The organism is Maribacter sp. TH_r10 (assembly GCF_033101095.1).
Lineage (GTDB): Bacteria > Bacteroidota > Bacteroidia > Flavobacteriales > Flavobacteriaceae > Maribacter_A > Maribacter_A luteus.
Genome location: NZ_JAWMPY010000005.1, coordinates 229,992 through 249,221, shown reverse-complemented (window position 1 = coordinate 249,221; position 19,230 = coordinate 229,992). Strand labels below are relative to the sequence as shown.

At 40.5% G+C, this 19,230-nt stretch carries 11 protein-coding genes; 1 reads left to right on the top strand and 10 read right to left on the bottom strand.

Going from position 1 to position 19,230, the window contains the following annotated elements; translation table 11 throughout:
- The 8 genes from R3X28_RS13870 to ruvB form a co-directional block, all read right to left on the bottom strand.
- Positions 1–393 carry a VanZ family protein gene (locus tag R3X28_RS13870; RefSeq protein ID WP_317665035.1) on the bottom strand — a complete coding sequence of 131 codons (393 nt, stop codon included), beginning with the start codon at positions 391–393 and terminating at the stop codon, positions 1–3.
- The gene (gcvH, locus tag R3X28_RS13865) at positions 386–766 is read right to left on the bottom strand and encodes a glycine cleavage system protein GcvH (RefSeq protein ID WP_317665033.1); all 381 of its coding nucleotides are present in this window, start codon (positions 764–766) and stop codon (positions 386–388) included. Before gcvH ends, R3X28_RS13870 begins: the two co-directional genes overlap by 8 nt.
- 145 nt (positions 767–911) lie before the next feature.
- On the bottom strand, positions 912–8,105 hold the full coding sequence (gene sprA, locus R3X28_RS13860) for a cell surface protein SprA (protein WP_317665031.1): 7,194 nt from the start codon (positions 8,103–8,105) through the stop codon (positions 912–914).
- A gap of 5 nt (positions 8,106–8,110) precedes the next feature.
- Positions 8,111–8,692: a Holliday junction branch migration protein RuvA gene (gene ruvA / locus R3X28_RS13855; protein WP_317665029.1), complete on the bottom strand. Its 582-nt coding sequence runs from the start codon at positions 8,690–8,692 to the stop codon at positions 8,111–8,113.
- Between the two features lie 23 nt (positions 8,693–8,715).
- The gene (locus tag R3X28_RS13850; RefSeq protein WP_317665027.1) at positions 8,716–11,004 is read right to left on the bottom strand and encodes an NADP-dependent malic enzyme; all 2,289 of its coding nucleotides are present in this window, start codon (positions 11,002–11,004) and stop codon (positions 8,716–8,718) included.
- Between the two features lie 146 nt (positions 11,005–11,150).
- Complete coding sequence (locus tag R3X28_RS13845) at positions 11,151–12,479, bottom strand: MFS transporter (RefSeq protein WP_317665025.1); 1,329 nt, start codon at positions 12,477–12,479, stop codon at positions 11,151–11,153.
- A gap of 116 nt (positions 12,480–12,595) precedes the next feature.
- Positions 12,596–13,519, bottom strand: coding sequence for a tRNA epoxyqueuosine(34) reductase QueG (queG, locus tag R3X28_RS13840; protein WP_317665023.1), 924 nt, complete (start codon positions 13,517–13,519; stop codon positions 12,596–12,598).
- Positions 13,516–14,538, bottom strand: coding sequence for a Holliday junction branch migration DNA helicase RuvB (gene ruvB, locus R3X28_RS13835; protein ID WP_317665021.1), 1,023 nt, complete (start codon positions 14,536–14,538; stop codon positions 13,516–13,518). The genes queG and ruvB overlap by 4 nt, the downstream gene beginning before the upstream one ends.
- A 184-nt stretch (positions 14,539–14,722) precedes the next feature.
- Here ruvB and pckA point away from each other — a divergent pair, with 184 nt between their 5' ends.
- Positions 14,723–16,309: a phosphoenolpyruvate carboxykinase (ATP) gene (gene pckA / locus R3X28_RS13830; protein ID WP_317665019.1), complete on the top strand. Its 1,587-nt coding sequence runs from the start codon at positions 14,723–14,725 to the stop codon at positions 16,307–16,309.
- Positions 16,310–16,398: 89 nt separating this feature from the next.
- On the opposite strand, the gene R3X28_RS13825 is transcribed toward pckA, so the two are convergent.
- Positions 16,399–17,220, bottom strand: a complete 822-nt coding sequence (locus R3X28_RS13825; RefSeq protein ID WP_317665017.1) for a GIN domain-containing protein — start codon at positions 17,218–17,220, stop codon at positions 16,399–16,401.
- Between the two features lie 165 nt (positions 17,221–17,385).
- Positions 17,386–19,212 carry a cbb3-type cytochrome c oxidase subunit I gene (locus R3X28_RS13820; protein WP_154364128.1) on the bottom strand — a complete coding sequence of 609 codons (1,827 nt, stop codon included), beginning with the start codon at positions 19,210–19,212 and terminating at the stop codon, positions 17,386–17,388.
- Positions 19,213–19,230: the final 18 nt, after the last annotated feature.

Sequence of the window (19,230 nt, the reverse complement as noted above, 5' to 3'; positions counted from 1 at the left end):
TTATTTTAACCCTCTTTGCCTATAAAATATGGACAAAATGGCTATAAATCCTAGGGCAACACCCGTGCTATTTGCCACAGCATCAAGAACATCCCCTGATCTGGCAACTGTCAACGTTCCTTGAATAACCTCAATAATTATACCAAACAAAATAAGTAGAATTGCCAAAAATTTAATTTTTTTCAAGATATCCTTTCTATCGGATTTCAATTCCAGAAGAAATAACGAACCCAATATCATGGCTACGAAATAGAAAGTGAAATGCACGATTTTATCAGCATGTGGAATATTCATTGACGGTAGATCATCCCCCTCAAAAGAATATAAGCTGGAAAAAGTGACAAACACCATCCAGCTTACAAACAAAACCGCTAATACGTGCTTTTTACGCACCAATCATTGCTTTATAATCCTCATCGCTAAGAAGCTCTTCGATTTCGGCACTATCACTTATTTTGACTTTGATCATCCAACCCTCGCCATAAGGATCGGTATTTACTTTCTCTGGCTCATCTTCCAAACCTTCATTGAACTCTATGATCTCCCCACCTAATGGCAAGAATAGGTCAGAAACCGTTTTTACCGCCTCTACCGATCCAAATACACCATCTTTTTCCATGGTCTCGTCCAAGGTCTCAACCTCAACATAGACGATATCCCCCAATTCACCTTGGGCGAAGTCCGTAATCCCTACTGTGGCTATATCGCCATCAATCCTTACCCATTCGTGGTCCTTGGTGTATTTTAAATCTGAAGGTATGTTCATTTTGATCATTTTATTTTACAAAACAAATGTAAATGATTTGACCCCGATATTCAAAAAAAAAGCAGATTGTTCGCCTTATAAAATGGCAATAACCGAAAATGAAGTTTTACTTTACAAACCAAGAGAACCCTAATATTATAAAATATTAATTCCCGAAGTTATATTTTATCGTGAACCCTGAACTAATGGTGGTCTGCGGGTAAGCGGTCGAAACCGCGAATTTCGAGAACGAATGATCGTAATAGAATAGTGCATTCAGGCTTTTACTCAAAGCATAATCGGCCGTAAACTTCAAAGAGAACAAATCTTGACCAGATGTTATCTGATTGTTATCGATATCCAAATTTCGAATGATCGTTATATTATTCCTCAACGTAACATCGGTCTTCAAGTTCAAATCCCCTTTTAAACGGGTCTTATTACCCCCAATATTGGTAACGAACTTAACGTCTTTAAACCTATAACCCAAGCCAAAGGTATATTCTTTGCCATTTATCTCGGTCATTAGATCATTATCGAAACTCAAGGACAATGCCCTATCACTTCTAACCTCAGCCAATAAGCTGAATGAATTTTTCATCTCAAAATCGACCCGTATCAGTGGATTGAATTGATCGGTCAACACTAAGTTGTTCAAAATAAGGTCGGGCAACCTATCCCCTGTTTCACTATCGAACTCATAATTTTCCTTTTCTAAATTAGTCTGAAAGGAATTGATACTGTAAGAAGCCCTATAACCATGACTCAAGGAAAAACGTTTGAATTTCTTTTTAAACCATTTATTGCGCATCAACCCTGTATACTTGATGTTCCAATTAGGAATTGGCACCTGCCTAAAAGCATCAAGATTAACCCGATTAACATCTTGGCCGGTATAAGCGGCAATGAAAGCCGGAAGCAATACGTCTTGCTGCGTTTTTCCATATTGTTCGGGAAAACCATCTTCGTCCAGGTCTCCAGGTAGCTCCCCACGATCAGAGACCAATCTATTGGCAATCGTAATCCTATTTTGTTTAAACGTTTCAAAGAGCTTGGAACTATTTTCATCGCTTTTACTGAAGGCGGTACCGATCATCATGGTCGAAATACTGAAATTACCGTATTCATTACCCAATTGATCAATATATTGGTATTGCCCGTTACCCAAATCACTTACTTCGAAATTCTCTTGATAACTACTGGTATATTGCCTATCCGCCGTTAAATCTATGGTCAAGTCCTTCATGGGTTGGGCCGTTGCGGAAATATTCAATTGTTTGTTGGTCCTTTTAATGAATTGGTCATTAAAATCAGCATAATTCGTCAACCAACCGTTACGGGCAGTTTCGTACCGCACATCGGCCTGACTTCCGAAAACAAAACCGATTGTAGGACGGGCAGAACCAATGAAGCCAACCGATTGGGTGTAACCAGGAAGCACGGTACCATTATTTTCATTATAATTAACATTCAATCTCTTGACCATCGTCAAAACATCGATTGCGGTATTTAGCAACGGACCTGTTTTTTTCTCGGGCTTTTCTTCAGTCCCTTTTATATTCCCGGCCTTATCCCTTCTTGAAGGCCTAGCTGTTGAACCTTTACCATCTTTCTTTTTCAACCCTATAAGATCATAAAACTTCTGCATGGAAAGTGATGCAGTAATATTATGCGTACTGGCATTCTGAACCGTATTGATGGATGTCTGATAACCAAGCGCCTCACTTGCCACCTCGGCCAAGGCATCACCCCCACGTTGCCAATCAAAATTACTGGTGTAGGAATATTGGGCACTGATAAAATCCAACGCGGGAATCTTATTAAAAGGCAGCTGATAATTCAGTTGCATTTGTTGGGAATGCCTATTGGGCTCACCCAAATCCCAGAACCCGTCCCATAGGCCAAGGGCTTCGTTTATATCCGAGTCTGAATTGCCATCCTCGGAATAATAATTACGAACGATATTATTATTACTTGCCGTTAAACTAAGACTCAATGATTTCGTAAGGCTATAATTGATGGCATATTGCCAATTGAAAATGTAATTTCGTTGTTGAAGGAAGGGCAAATCCAAAGATTCAACACCTTCTTCGAAGACATTACGGAATTTTTGTTCTGTAAACTGGCGGTTAATGTTCGAATTGACCGAAACACTGGCCGGCAAAAGATTCAAGTTCAGATCCTTCAACCATTGCCAATATGCACCAGTTAACATAGAATCTTTTTTCGCAAAAGGCGCTACCTCGAGTGGTTTAAAACTATGGTTATATACAAATCCCGTAACCACACTCTGATCGCGCATAGTGGCTACCTCATAATCCCTATGTTCCGTTTCGTTATATGAATAATTGAACGTAAAATTCTCAATATCGTAAAAATTGGCATCGGCCTCTTCCCCTCTATCTTTTCGTACACCGATCAAATTAATACTTGTTCGTTTGGTGTAATCCTCGGCCTGTTCCAATATGGCATCAGCAGCTTCCTGTGTTCCGGCAGCAGCAATACGATCTTCCAATTTCAAATCATCATAAACAGGATCATACTCGGGAGTAATCAGCTCTTCGGACACCCCATAATTGAAGGGTATCTGCACGCCCCATTTACTGGGCAACAACTGACCGACGTTCACATTGGTGACCAAATCATAGGATACGGCATCCTCAAGGGATCTTTCAGTCGGTGTCTGATCTATAGACCCAAAGCCCGAGGTACTTTTACTCCCTGTTGCGGACACATTGGCGAAATCCGCAATGTTTGCGTCCACTGAAGCTATCGCGGCCCATCCGCCATCATTGTTCAACCCGGCCAATCGAAGTTCATTGAACCAAACTTCACCTTGGGCAGGAAGGTCGTCTATATTCTTTACACCCACCATCATGTTCCTGATACTTCCCAATGACGGATTCCCAACTATCCCTATCCTTAGTTTACCTGGAGTCCTTTCAGCAAATTCATCGACCGCTACCGCTTCACCGTCCTCTATTTCGAAAAACTGGATTTCAGTAAGCGAAACATCGGTCATATTGGCGATCCTCAAGGATTTTACCGTACTCAAATCGCTTAATAGAACTTCCATTTGATTATCTTCTGGCCAAATATCATCTTCTGAAGAAGCTCCAAAAGAAGTGAACTGTAAAGGCAATTCAAATTGATAATAATTCTCGGATAGATCGGTTCCTATCCTCAAGAAACCAACTAATGGTGTATCATCATCTGAATAATCCCCATCATTGATCTTTTCGGCATGCATGAACATCTTTAGTTTTTGATATTGGCGAATATCGATGTTCACACTTTTGAAAACCCCCCTTGAATCCTGCGATTCCAAATTATCAATATTAAATGAAAGGGACTGTTCGTTTTGGTTTATAATCGTGTTGTTATTGTTCAATTGCTCACGAACCACACCCGGAGGTAAAACATAGGGAATAGGTGTTCTAGTGCTATTTTCCTCAATATTCACCGTATTCACGTCAAGAACGGTGCCGTCATCGGAAGGATCACTATCGATCAACTCATCTTGAAGGGTTTTCGTATAGGTTCTCCAATCCCCGCGAACCAAATCCAAGGTTGCAAATCGCAGGACTACATCACTATTGAACCCAGTAAGGTACATCCTCATAAAACTGATAGATCTAAAATCCGTGATACCCCCTATAGCATCCGTAAAATCACTTAAGGGTATCTTATATTGGATCCACCTACGATTCAATTGACTACCGTTAGGCAAATCAGGAGTAAGCCCCTCATTGACATCAGTTACATATTCATCATCTATCGTAGTATTGGGTTTAATGGCAATCCTGTATTCGTAATAACTATTGACCGTGTTCATGGTCAAATCGCGATCAATATCCTCAACATCGGGTAAGGTGGTAGACCCCCGATCGGTATCAGTAACGGTTACGGGCGAGTTACCATCTGGGTTGTTATAATTTAAATACCGTTCTAATACGCTTCCCTCTCGGCTCAGGTAATATTCATAATTATCCAATGCAGGATCTTCCCCTGGACCATAGATTGCGGCTTCAGCCACATCATCCAAACCATCAAAACCTACATCTTGCAAAACCCTATTACTTTCTTCGGCATCAAAGGCGTATACCAATGCTTGGGTAGCTGGGACAATACCCCAAGAAGGTTCGTATATTAAATCATCTTCTTCAATGGGTAATCCGTTTTCGTATTGTTTTCTACCATCCTTCAAAATATCCTCTGAGATATTTCCCAAATTTATCACCAATTCCCCCGGATCGGTAGCAATACCGTCTACATATGGATCCAATACCCAAAATTGAACGAACTCCACGTTGGACTGTTCAAAATCGGTACTACTCAAGGACCGCATAATACCTCCCCACTTATCATCGGCAGGCTCACTATCAAAACCATCGTTTGTATTGTATGGCCCTTTTATATCGGGATAATAAGCCAAGTCCAAGGTACTTTGAACGGTAGTCTGGCCTTGGGCAATATCAGTTTCAGGAAAGACCTCATCAACGAAAACCCTACGGGTGGCATTGGTAGAAACATCATTATCACTGATACTTGACGGCCTTTGATTCGTATAAAAAACGGGATCAATGGTATACCAGGCGATTTTAGCACGGCCGTAACCATTTTCCAAATTGGCGGGATCTTCGGGTGAACTTCCGGAAAGAACACCCCCCGGAGCAAACTCCAAAGGCGTACTGGCCAGTGACCACCCAAGGGATGAACGAATATCGATTAAGGCCTGGGCCCCTTCGAAATCGTCTATATAAGTTGTTGTCTCCCCATCGAAATCGGCACTTTCGGGCGAGTTGGGCTTTAGCCAAGCCACTTCTCCCCTTACTGACAAGTTAGAAGGCACATCGGTATCTATATTAGGGAGTTTGTTTACCAAACGCGTTAAAAAAGGTACTTCGGTAGAGAAGTTACCGTTTAAACCAAAAATCGTGTTATTTACTGATTCCGTTCCATAATTGGACTTTTGCGTAAGAGGTCTTTCGTTCAAATTCAACATGGTAGCCCCCAGGACAAAATTCTCATTGACCTGATGCTCTACATTCACCCCGGCGAACCTTCGCGTTTGCTGTCCGAATACCGCATTGTTTTCTACCGAAATATTAATAGGTGTATCAGACGCTTCCAGACTGGGATCTATAATCTGCACTGTCCCTGATTGATAGTTCACCGTGTAATCGACCCCCTCTTGTAAAGTTCTACCGCCAGCCGTAACCGTTACAGAACCTTGGGGTACATTAAACGCACCAATGGATATACCACTGCTACTTTCAGATTTATAGGTACCTTTTAACAAAAATTTATTCTTAACCGGATCTTGTAAGGCTGCGGCCTGTGTCAACTCATACATATCCCTAAACACATACTTTGCCTGATTTTCATTATAGAGGGTCTCCGTTTCATAGTTTCCCCCACCACCAAGTTCGTTGTACAAAAACTCCCCAAATGGCTCTACTTTGGTAAAAATGATCCTTCCGTTTTGGGTGTCAACCGTAAGTCCGGAAACAAAATCAAAGAAACCATCTCCCCCAGCCTGAACATCATCATAGGTATTCAACCTATCAAAATTGAAAACCTCCAACAAAACCCTTTCTTCCAATGGGCCGTCTGGGCTCGTTTCATCTGGCCATCCCGAACCAGGACCTTCAGCCACCGGAGTTATATAATTTCTCGGTGTAGGGTCTGAATAAAGTATATTCATTTTAAAATCATCCTCACTAAGACTGTAGGCTCCCGTAGCATAAATATTCTTCATCATTAAATCCCAAATGGGATCTGAAATATTGGTGATATTACTTTTGAGCAACTTTAATATAAGGGCATTTGTTTCTACCACAAGATCAACATCACCTGAAACGGATGTAGCATCCAAACTACTATTGGCAAATTCACCCACTTGGTAAACCTGACCGTTATAGGTGTACTGGAAGGCTACTGCCAATACCTCATCATTACTCAATTTTTGATTTAAGGAAATATACCCTAATTGGGAATGGAATTGGTAATCCCTGGTGACCTCCAACTTTCTTGCATTTTCAAGAATCGTATAATCATAACCCTGATTTATCTGATAGCCCGGAACATTGAATCCTGCCTCTACCGTCGCAACATCCCTAATACTTGAGGTCAACACCCCACCAGCATCTATAAGGGTAGGGTCAAAATCGTTTGCATTGTTTCTTGGTAAAGCGTTACTTGGATTATTGAAGAAACCAGAAGGATCTCCATTGTTAAAAGCTATTCTGGTATTATCCTCCTGGGCTTCCCCTAAATCCTGAAGCGCTACGACATTCCTTACATTCAAGGTTTGTTGACTCGTATTGGTAACCCAAACCTCTAAACGGGTTATTTGCACCTGACTTTGTATATATGGATAATTAGTCAGTGCCTCATCATAATGGTCCCTGAAATAATGGGAAAGGAAAAAGTGCCTATCCTCATCATAATCCAAAGCTGTAATAGAAAAATCATTGATAGTGCCTCCACCCTGGGCAACAACCGTATTGTTTTGGGAGTTTTGCTCGGAGAACACAGCTGTAACCTTTGTCTTTCCAAATTGCAGTTGGGCCTTAACACCGAATAAACTCTGGGCCCCTGTAATCAAAGAGCTGTTAAGTGGCATACTCACGTTACCGACCTCTATCTTCTGGAGAATATCATCTTCAGTAGGTGTATAATCGAGTTTTACAATGTTCTGAAAATCAAAAGTCGCCTCTGTATCATAATTCGCAGTCACTTGAAGACGTTCGCCGATTTTCCCTAACATACTTAAACTGATACGCTGATCAAAATCGAAAGACAGATTGGTACGGTTTCTTGGTGAGAGAGATGGATTATCATTCTTCTGCCAGATGACCCCCAGGTCCATGGCGACCGAACCTTGTGGAATCACCTCAATCGTATTTCCACCAAAAATAGATTCAAAAAAGTTGTTATTAACATAGAAATTGGGAAGAAGGTTTTTACGAGCATCCTCACTACCTTCCTTTTTACCGGAGTACGCATCGCTTTTCTCCTTGAAATATTCTTTTATCCCTTCCTTACGCACCAATTCCAAATACTGTTCCGGAGTGAGTATAATGGGATAGCCGATATTAAAATCCCCCACCTTTTCAGAATAAATATACCTGTCAAGATTTGGGTCGTAAATATATTTGGAACTGATACTCTCCGGGTTATCCAATTTTAACCTACCTAAAGAGAAACCCGTTTTTACAGAATCCTGCACCTGCCCCTCGACATCCTCGCCTTCCGTATCTTGTGCGTAGGAGTTTTCTACTGCCCCAAGCAAAAACGAGAATAGGATTATAAGCTTAAATGAATATTTAAGAATTTTTTTTGCCCCTTTTTTCAAACTTATTACAAATTTTTAAGCGCGTGTTTTATAATGTTCTCTACGCTTAGTGAAGGGTCTTGGCTTACTACTTTATCCACAACCTTTTCAGCCTGTCTACGGACAAATCCAAGAACCTCTAAAGCAGATAACGCTTCTTCTTTATTTGTATTGTTTGAATTGATGGAAACTTCGTCAATATCGTACACCTTTAAAACCTTGTCCCTAAGGTCTAAAATAACCCTTTGGGCCGTTTTAGCTCCTATACCCTTGATACCCTGAATAGTGGCGACATCACCATTGGCAATCGCATCCCTTGTTTGCACGGGCGACAAAGAAGAAAGCATGGTCCTTGCCGTACTCGCCCCTATACCCGAAACCGACAATAATAACCTAAAAATCTCCCTCTCTGACCTCTCGGCAAAACCGAAAAGGGTATGGGAATCTTCCTTGACCTGTAAATGGGTATATAGATTAATGTTCTCCTGATCCTTGATATTCGAAAATGTATGTAAAGAAATGTTCACGAAATATCCGACACCGGCACACTCTATTATTACATGGGTCGGGTTTTTCTCAATTAATTTTCCATTAAGATGATGTATCATGGGAATAAGGTTTGGGGAACGGGTTATATTATCTTTCGTTTTCTCTTTTCTCTTTCTTGGGCGTCTATTACGGCAACAGAGGCCATATTCACCATTTCGTCAACATCTGCCCCCAATTGCAACACATGTACCGGCTTTTTTAGGCCCAACATAATTGGACCGATAGAATCGGCCCCATTGAGTTCTTTCAATAGTTTATAGGTGATATTCGCAGATTCCAAATTTGGAAATACAAAACCATTGACCTTTTTACCCGCCAATTTCGAGAATGGGAATTGGCTTTGGTGCAGCTCCATATTCAAAGCAAAATCGGTTTGTATCTCTCCATCAATAACCAAATCTGGGTGATTCGTATGTAAAATCTCTACCGCTTTAGCCACTTTTTTCGCATTCGGATGCGATGAGGACCCAAAATTCGCATAAGACAACATAGCGATAACCGGATCGAAACCAAAAGCTTTGGCAAGGTTCGAGGTCATTAAGGCTATTTCTGCAAGTACCTCGGCTGTAGGATCGATGTTAATGGACGTATCTGCCAAGAACAATGGACCTTTTTCGGTATTCATGATATTCACCGTTGCGGCACGCTTAACTCCTTTCGCCCTACCGATTACCTCAAAAATGGGTTTGATTACAGTTGGATACGCCCTGGAATAACCCGAGATCATTCCGTCCGCATCTTTCTCATTCACCATCATGGCCCCATAGTAATTGCGTTCCCTTAAATTGGTCTTGGCCCCATATAAGGTTACACCGTCCCTTTTTGTCGCTTCCCAATATTTTTTAGCATATCGGTCTCTAGTTTCCAAGGATTCGTCTGACTTGGGATCAATAATGACTACATCACCTTTGAACCCAATTTCTTTCATGAGTTCTTCAATAATCTCAACATTTCCTAATAATATTGGAATCGCTATACCTTCTTCATGAACGATCTGGGCAGCTTTTAAAACATCTAAATGATCCGCCTCGGCAAAAACTATCTTTTTAGGGTTTCTTTTGGCCCTTTCATGAACCAAGCGAACCAATTTATTATCCGAACCTGATCGACGCAATAATTTTTCCCTGTATTTTGCCCAATCCTTGATGGGTTCTTTAGCTACCCCACTCTCCATCGCCGCTTTTGCTATCGCCGGAGGAATCTCGGATATCAACCTGGGATCAAAAGGCTTGGGAATAATATAATCTTTACCAAAAGTGAGCCTTGTTTCAGAATAAGCGATGTTCACTTGTTCTGGAACTGTTTGCTTAGTCAATTCTGCCAAGGCCACAACAGCCGCCATCTTCATTTCCTCATTTATCTTCGTAGCCCTAACATCAAGAGCCCCTCTGAATATAAAAGGAAAACCCAATACATTGTTAACTTGGTTAGGATGATCCGATCTACCGGTTGCCATAATGATGTCCTTTCTGGTTTTTATGGCCAATTCATAGGAAATCTCTGGATCGGGATTGGCCAAAGCAAAAACGATAGGGTCCTTGGACATGCTCTTCAGCATTTTCGGAGATACTATATCGGCAATTGAAAGTCCTATGAAAACATCGGCATCTTTCATGGCCTCTGCTAACGTTTCAATGTTTCTTTCTGTGGCGAACTCCAGTTTTTCCGGGCTTAAATTTTCCCTACTTTTATGTATAACCCCTTTGCTATCGCACATTACTATATTTTCGGCTTTAGCCCCAAAGGCCTTGTAAAGCCTTGTACATGAGACGGCAGCAGCACCCGCTCCACTAATGACAATACGAACATCCTCAATCTTTTTATTCGTAACGACCAAGGCATTCAATAAAGCTGCTGAGGATATGATGGCCGTACCATGCTGATCATCATGCATCACTGGAATATCCAGTTCTTCTTTAAGCCTTCTTTCTATTTCAAAAGCCTCAGGGGCTTTAATGTCTTCTAAATTTATTCCTCCAAAAGTTGGTGCAATAATTTTTACGGTCTCAACGAACTTATCAACATCGGTAGTATCCAACTCTATATCAATTCCATCTATATCCGCAAAAATCTTAAACAACAGACTTTTACCTTCCATTACCGGTTTAGAAGCTTCAGGACCTATATCACCCAACCCCAAAACCGCGGTGCCGTTGGAAATAATAGCAACCAAATTCCCCTTTGAAGTGTATTTGTAAACGTCATCGATATTTTTAGCTATCTCAAGACAAGGCTCTGCAACACCTGGTGAATACGCCAAGGCAAGATCGCGTTGGGTAGAATAACTTTTTGATGGTATAATCTTAATTTTTCCCGGTTGGGGTTTGGCATGATAAATCAATGCCTCACTCCTTAACTTCTTTTCGCTCATGATAAATTATTGTACGTCAAATTTAAAGGTAATATGTCGAAAAAAATAAGTTCTAGTCGCAAATATTACCTAAACGACCACATAGTACTCGCTAAAAGTTGTGGGATAAACAATTAAGGATTAACAGATCCAAAGAAACGAATTTATCAAAAATTTGAAACCTTGTTTTCTTCTTTGGAAACATTCAAACGTAAAGCCAATATCGCAGAAATTATAAAGAACACACCGGCAAATAACATGGCATTTATTGAATTGCCACCCAAGAGGTTTTTAAAGATCGGCCCAAAGGTCAATGTTTCTATTCCCATTGGTATTACGATCATCATATTCAATATACCCATGTACACCCCCCTTCTTTCCTGAGGTACTATTTTGGATACCATGGTATAAGGTATCCCCATCATGGCCGCCCATCCTATACCAAACAGGACCATAGGTATCAAGACATAAATAGGATCGGTAATGTAAGGAATCGACAATAAGGCAAGACCTGTACCCAATAAACTGGCAGCATATATTTTTTTACCTCCATATTTCAAGGTCAAAGGAACCAACATTAAGGCCACAACAATAGTTGCGATATTATAGGTCGTGCTCATTTTAGCAGCCTGCGCGGCAGCTTCTGAAAGATCATAACCCATTGTTGTCCTGAACAAAGGGGTTATGAACTGCCAATAAACAAAAAGCGCATACCATTGAAAAAGATAAACGACAGAGAGTTTCCACATAAAAGACGGCATTTCTTTTACCGCCTTGGAGATTTCGATAAAAGGCATTTTGAAACGCTCAAGAAAAGGTAAAGCCTTATGCATATTTATTTCGGACAGCTCCTTGTCCGAAGGAGGGATCTCAGGAGTTTTCAGTACCGACCATAGAATAGTTGCCACAGACAATAAGGACCCAATAAAAAACGAATAGTACAACCATTTTGGTATGGTACCCACAACGTCGGTTACAGAATCACCACCAAACCAATCTTGAAACAAAAAAATGGAAGCATTGGCCAAAACAATACCTGCACCTACAAATAAACTCTGCATCTGGTACCCCAAACTCAATTGCTTTTCGGGTAATTTATCCCCAACAAAAGCCCTATACGGCTCCATGGCCATATTATTACCAACATCCAATATCCAAAGTAAACCGACAGCGAACCATAAGGCCGGGCTCAAAGGAAAAGCGAAAAGACACAAACTACCGATTATCGCCCCGATCAAGAAAAAAGGCTTTCGTCTTCCCCAACGAGGTGACCACGTTTTATCCGAAATAGCCCCAATTATGGGTTGAACCACCAAACCTGTTACCGGACCGGCAATATTCAAAATTGGCAACATATCTTCAGGAGCCCCTAAAAAAAGAAAAACCGGGTTTATTGCTGTTTGCTGAAGACCAAAACTAAATTGAATACCTAAAAATCCGACATTCATATTGAAAATTTGCCAAAAGCTCAGATTGGGTTTTTTAAGCATGTTCATTTATTTCACGGTTTAATTACGAAATGACTCAAAAGATACCACAATAAACCATGAAATCGCAAAAATACAAACCAAATTACCTGAGTTGTCGAAACTCTATCGATTGCGGGGCGGAATTATTTTTTCAAAAATGCGATATTTCGTTTCAATCCAGAAAATTTAGTTCGCTTTACTGCAGACTTTTTAAATACTTTTCTAAAAACATCTTCTGTTATTTCTTCCCAATCCTTTTTGGTCATTTCCAAAATATCAGGGTGTGGATCAAAAAGAGGTTCCTTATGTGGTTTTGAAAAACGGTTCCACGGACAAACATCCTGACAAACATCACAACCGAACATCCAATCATCAAATTTACCTTTATAAGATAAGGGTATCTCATCTTTCAGTTCAATTGTAAAATATGAAATACACTTACTACCATCAACCACCTTTGGGCCAACTATGGCCTGTGTGGGGCATGCATCTATACATGCGGTGCAAGAACCGCAATGATCGGTGACCGGATGATCATAATCCAACTCAAGGTCAACAATCAGTTCGGCAATAAAATAAAACGACCCTATTTTTTGGGTCAATAGGTTGCTATGTTTACCGATCCACCCCAACCCACTTTTTGCTGCCCAGGCCTTATCCAATACCGGGGCGGAATCTACAAAGGCCCGACCGTTGACCTCCCCGATATTTTCTGTAATAAATTCTTGGAGCAACTTTAATTTGGATTTAATTATATGATGATAATCCTGACCATAGGCGTATTTCGATACTTTATAGGTTCCTTCTCTTTGTTTACCTTCAGGATAATAATTCAATAACATGGAAATAACCGATTTAGAACCCTCGACCAATTTGGTAGGATCTAACCGCTTGTCAAAATGATTGGCCATATACTGCATTTCGCCATGCATATTTTCTTTCAACCATTTTTCCAACCTAGGAGCTTCCTCCTCTAAAAATTCGGCTTTGGAGATACCACAAGACAAAAAACCGAGGCGTTTGGCTTCGGATTTTATCAATTGGGTATATTTAGATTTATGGTTCAAAAGAGTCCGGGTTGAGTACCTCCCTTAACTCGGCCCAAATGTTTATAGGCCAATTCGGTCACCTCTCTTCCTCTTGGGGTCCGCATTATGAATCCTTGCTGAATCAAAAAAGGTTCATAAACCTCTTCAATGGTTTCCGCACTTTCAGAAACTGCGGTGGCCAAGGTGGTAATACCCACAGGGCCCCCTTTGAATTTATCGATTATGGTCGTTAGGATCTTATTATCCATTTCATCAAGACCATGGGCATCTACATTCAACGCTTTTAGGCTGTATCTAGATATTTCCATATCAATACTACCATTACCTTTAATTTGCGCAAAATCGCGAACCCTTCGTAATAGGGCATTACAAATTCTTGGTGTGCCCCTACTTCGCCCGGCAATTTCAATGGCAGCATCTTGGGAAATGGGCACTTTTAGGATTTCGGCACTACGTTCCACTATAGTAGACAACAATTCAGTAGAATAGTATTGCAACCTACTTTGGATACCGAACCTAGCCCTCATTGGCGAGGTAAGTAGGCCTGAACGGGTCGTGGCCCCTATCAACGTAAACGGATTCAAATTAATCTGTACAGATCGGGCATTTGGCCCGGTTTCTATCATGATATCGATTTTATAGTCCTCCATCGCGGAATACAGATATTCCTCCACTATGGGACTCAATCTATGAATCTCATCAATAAACAGGACATCCCGCTCCTGTAGGTTCGTTAAAAGACCGGCCAAATCCCCAGGTTTATCAAGAACCGGCCCTGAGGTAATTTTTATACCTACTCCGAGTTCATTAGCGAGAATATGGGCCAAGGTCGTTTTTCCCAATCCGGGAGGACCATGAAACAAGGTATGGTCCAATGCTTCATCCCTTTGATTGGCCGCTTCAACAAAAACCTTAAGGTTTTCGAGCACTTGTTCCTGCCCGGTAAAGTCATCAAATGTTACCGGTCTCAGCGCCCTTTCTATATCAATCTCCTCAGGTGAAAAGCTACCTGTAGTCGGATCCAAATACTCATTCATATAAAAACAAAGATAGTGAAAATCATATGTTAAAAATCACTTCAAATTGACCATATATATCGTTATAGTTGATTAACTTGTAACAATCATGACAATTGTCATCTTTTTTACGGCGAAAATTGTCAAAATTTGCATAGAAATTAAAAACGAGAATTATTTAACAACCATTTTAAAGCAGAAAACAATGTCAACAGCATTTAGTCTTAAAAAGTACGGTATCGATACCGAGAAAATTTACAGGAACAGCAGCGTTCCCGTGTTATATGAACTTGGCCTTCGTTTGGAAAAAGGAACTGCTATTTCCGATGTAGGTGCATTAATGACCTATTCCGGTGAAAAAACAGGACGTAGTCCAAAAGATAAAAGAATAGTACGTCATCCTGATTCTGAAAAGAACATTGATTGGGGTAAGATCAATATGGGATTGGATGAGCACACTTTCATGGTAAACCACGAAAGAGCTCTTGATTATTTAAACACACGTGACCACCTTTTCGTTGTTGATGCTTTCGCTGGATGGGATCCAAACTATAGAATCAAAACAAGAATCGTTTGTACAAGGGCATACCATGCATTGTTCATGCAGAACATGTTGATCATGCCTACAAAAGAAGAATTGGCCAATTTCGGTGAGCCTGATTACGTTATTTTCAACGCAGGACAATTCCCTGCAAACCGTTACACTTCTGAAATGACCTCTAAGACCAGTGTCGATTTGAACCTTGAACGTAAGGAAATCGTCATCTTAGGTTCTGAATATGCAGGTGAAATGAAAAAAGGAATCTTCTCTGTAATGAACTACTTAATGCCATTACAAGGAGTATTACCAATGCACTGTTCTGCCAACGTTGGTGAAAAAGATGATGTAACCATCCTTTTCGGTCTTTCCGGAACAGGAAAAACAACTTTAAGTGCTGATCCAAAACGTAGATTGATCGGTGATGATGAGCATTGCTGGACTGAACAAGGAACTTTCAACATTGAAGGTGGATGTTATGCCAAAGCCATTGACTTAACTCCTGAAAATGAGCCAGATATTTTCAATGCCATTCGTTTTGGAACCGTTTTGGAAAATGTGGTTTATGACAAGGATTCAAGAAAAGTTGATTACACGGATACTTCAATAACCGAAAACACAAGAGCCTCTTACCCTATCAATTTCATTGATAACGTACAGATTCCTTGTGTTGCCGGACACCCTGAAAATGTAATATTCCTTACTTGTGATGCCTTTGGTGTATTACCTCCAGTAAGTAAACTTACTCCAGAACAGGCTAGTTACCACTTTATCTCCGGTTATACCGCTAAGATGGCAGGTACCGAGATGGGTATTACAGAACCAACCCCTAACTTCAGTGCTTGTTTCGGAGCTGCCTTTATGATGTGGCACCCTAACAAATATGCTGAATTGTTAGCTGAGAAAATCAAGACCCACAAGGCTAATGCTTGGTTGATCAACACTGGTTGGACAGGTAGTGGTTCTAGGATGAAATTGAAATATACAAGGGCTATGGTTGATGCTATCCACAATCACTCTTTCGACAATGTTGAATTTGTGACAGATGAAGCATTCGGATTCCAAATCCCAACAAGTTGTCCTAACGTACCTTCTGAGGTATTGATTCCAAGAAACACTTGGGAAGACAAAGAGAAGTATGAAGCTACTAAATTGAAACTTATCAAGTTATTCAATGAAAACTTCAAAAAATTCGAAGCGAACACAAACCCTGAGATTATAGCAGCTGGCCCAAAAGAGGGTGTTGCACTATAATCCCAACCAATACTCTTTTTTAAACCAAAATCCCCATTGCCAAGGCAATGGGGATTTTCTTTTTCTAAAAATACCCGGGTCAATCCTTTTTAATTTTCCTTATGCAATTGTGATGTATCCAAAAAATCCTTTATGACTATTTTAGGGTTACCATATAATTGCGTCTTTGCCGAACCTTTTGAAGACAGATCAAATTCTTCGATTGCCTTAAGTTTTGTATTGGGTGAACCTTCTAAGTAGGCCACTACCTTTGTCGCTTCCACTTTTTCAGCTTTTAAGTTAGAATTATCATATAATTCAACCGCAAGCATTTCAGTATTTCCTTCAACCTTGGCACTGGCATTATCATACATATGAATGGTATTCGTTGTACCTACGGTATATATGCGGGCATCGACCCTATCCTTAAGGGAAATTTTCAATGAATCACTGGCCAAATTAAAATCCCCCGAGCTCATACCTTCCATATTTACATCCATTATCGGGGCAGTGGCATTCAATTCCAACCTAGAAGGCCCATAAGTATTCACTACAAACCTGTCCGAAGAAATAACATCCTTCATATTAATCTTACCATCTAGCATGGTAATCGCCTCTAATTCGGTATAATTAACAACGATTTCCAGCTTCTTTTTTGAGGTTATCTTGTAAAAAGCACTAATGACCAGAGTACTATCGACCACCTTAAACTTAAGCACATCGACTAAATTATCATCAGCATTAATGACATAAGCGTTATCAGAGCCTCTCTGAAGCACTATTTCCAAGTCATCTATCAGTTTAACGCCATTAAAGTAAGGAAGTTCCTCACGAACTTCTATTACGTTCTTACTGCCTTTAATTTTGGGTTTTCTTTGTGCGAAAGTCTGATAACAGACCAAAAGCACGATCAGTGTGATAATTTTTTTCATTTCAATGGTGTGTGTTTTTATGATTAAAAGCGCCATGTTCATTACCTAACGCCATTTAATTTGACTAAATATATCATAAAAAAGCCAAATCAACTTCTTGGGTAATATCAAAAAAAATGCCCAACTCAGTGAATTGGGCATTTTATATATGGTTAATTTAGATATTTAATGGTTTTCCTCTTCTTCATTATCCCCCAAGGGTACATTCTGAGGAATAAAATCTTGCCCTGGAATTACATATTCACCATCTTCACCGGTTTTGCTATAATCATATGCCCATCGATAAACATGGGGAATAGCCCCTGGCCAGTTACCGTGTACATGTTCTTGTGGTGTTGTCCACTCCAAAGTGTTGGACTTCCATGGGTTCTTAGGACCTATTTTACCATAGAACATACTATAGATGAAATTCCCTAAGAAAACCAACTGTGCAAGTCCGGCTATTAAAGCAAAAACTGTCATCAGCACCTGAACATCGGTCAATTCATCGAACATTGGAAAAGCCGTATTCTCATAATATCTTCGTGGCACCCCGGCCATTCCGACAAAATGCATGGGGAAGAACACCCCATAGGCACATATAGCGGTTATCCAAAAATGTACATACCCTAAGTTCTTGTTCATCATTTTGCCCTCGAACATCTTTGGGAACCAATGGTAGATACCTGCGAATACCCCGTAAAGGGCAGAAATACCCATTACCAAGTGAAAGTGGGCAACAACAAAATAAGTATCGTGCACATTAATATCCAAAGTACTATCCCCTAGGATAATACCTGTAAGCCCCCCAGTTATAAAGGTAGAAACCAAGCCAATAGAGAACAACATGGCCGGATTCAACTGTAAGTTACCTTTCCATAGGGTGGTTATATAGTTAAAGGCCTTAACCGCAGAAGGTATGGCAATCAACAAAGTCGTGAATGTAAATACAGAACCTAAGAATGGGTTCATTCCTGAAATGAACATATGGTGGCCCCATACAATGGTAGACAAGAAAGCTATTGCAATAATAGAAGCGATCATGGCCCTATAACCAAAGATAGGTTTACGCGCATTGGTTGACATAACCTCAGAGGTAATTCCCAATGCGGGCAACAATACGATGTAAACTTCAGGGTGACCCAAGAACCAAAAAAGATGCTCGTACAAAACAGGTGATCCACCTTGGTAATGCAACACTTCCCCTTGGATAAATATATCGGATAGGAAGAACGAAGTACCGAAACTTCTATCCATAATCAACAAAAGCGCTGCTGACAATAGTACCGGAAAAGATACTACACCTATAATTGCCGTAACAAAGAATGCCCAGATCGTTAATGGCAATCTGGTCATTGACATACCCTTTGTTCTTAGGTTAATTACGGTTACAATATAATTCAAAGAACCTAAAAGGGATGAAGCAATGAATATGGCCATGGCCACCAACCAAAGGGTCATACCCAACCCTGAACCTGGCTGTGCCATTGGAAGGGCACTTAAAGGTGGATAAATCGTCCAACCAGCAGCCGCAGGTCCCGCCTCTATGAACAAAGAAGAGAGCATGACCACACAAGATATAAAGAACAACCAATAGGAAACCATGTTTAAAAAACCTGATGCCATATCACGTGCCCCAATCTGTAAAGGAATAAGCAGGTTACTGAACGTACCGCTTAATCCGGCCGTAAGTACGAAAAACACCATAATGGTACCATGAATCGTTACCAAGGCTAAATATATATCAGCATCCATGACACCTCCCGGTGCCCATTTACCTAACAATGCCTCGAAAACCGAAAACGATTCCCCTGGCCATGCCAATTGCATCCTAAATAATAATGACATTGCAATACCGATAAAGCCCATAAACAAAACCCCAGTAATCAAATACTGTTTTGCTATCATTTTATGGTCTTGACTAAAAATGTATTTGGTCACAAAAGTCTCCTTGTGATGATGCCCGTGATCATCTGCGTGGTCTTCTATATGTGCATGTGCTGTGGCCGACATAAATATTTCTTTTTTTTA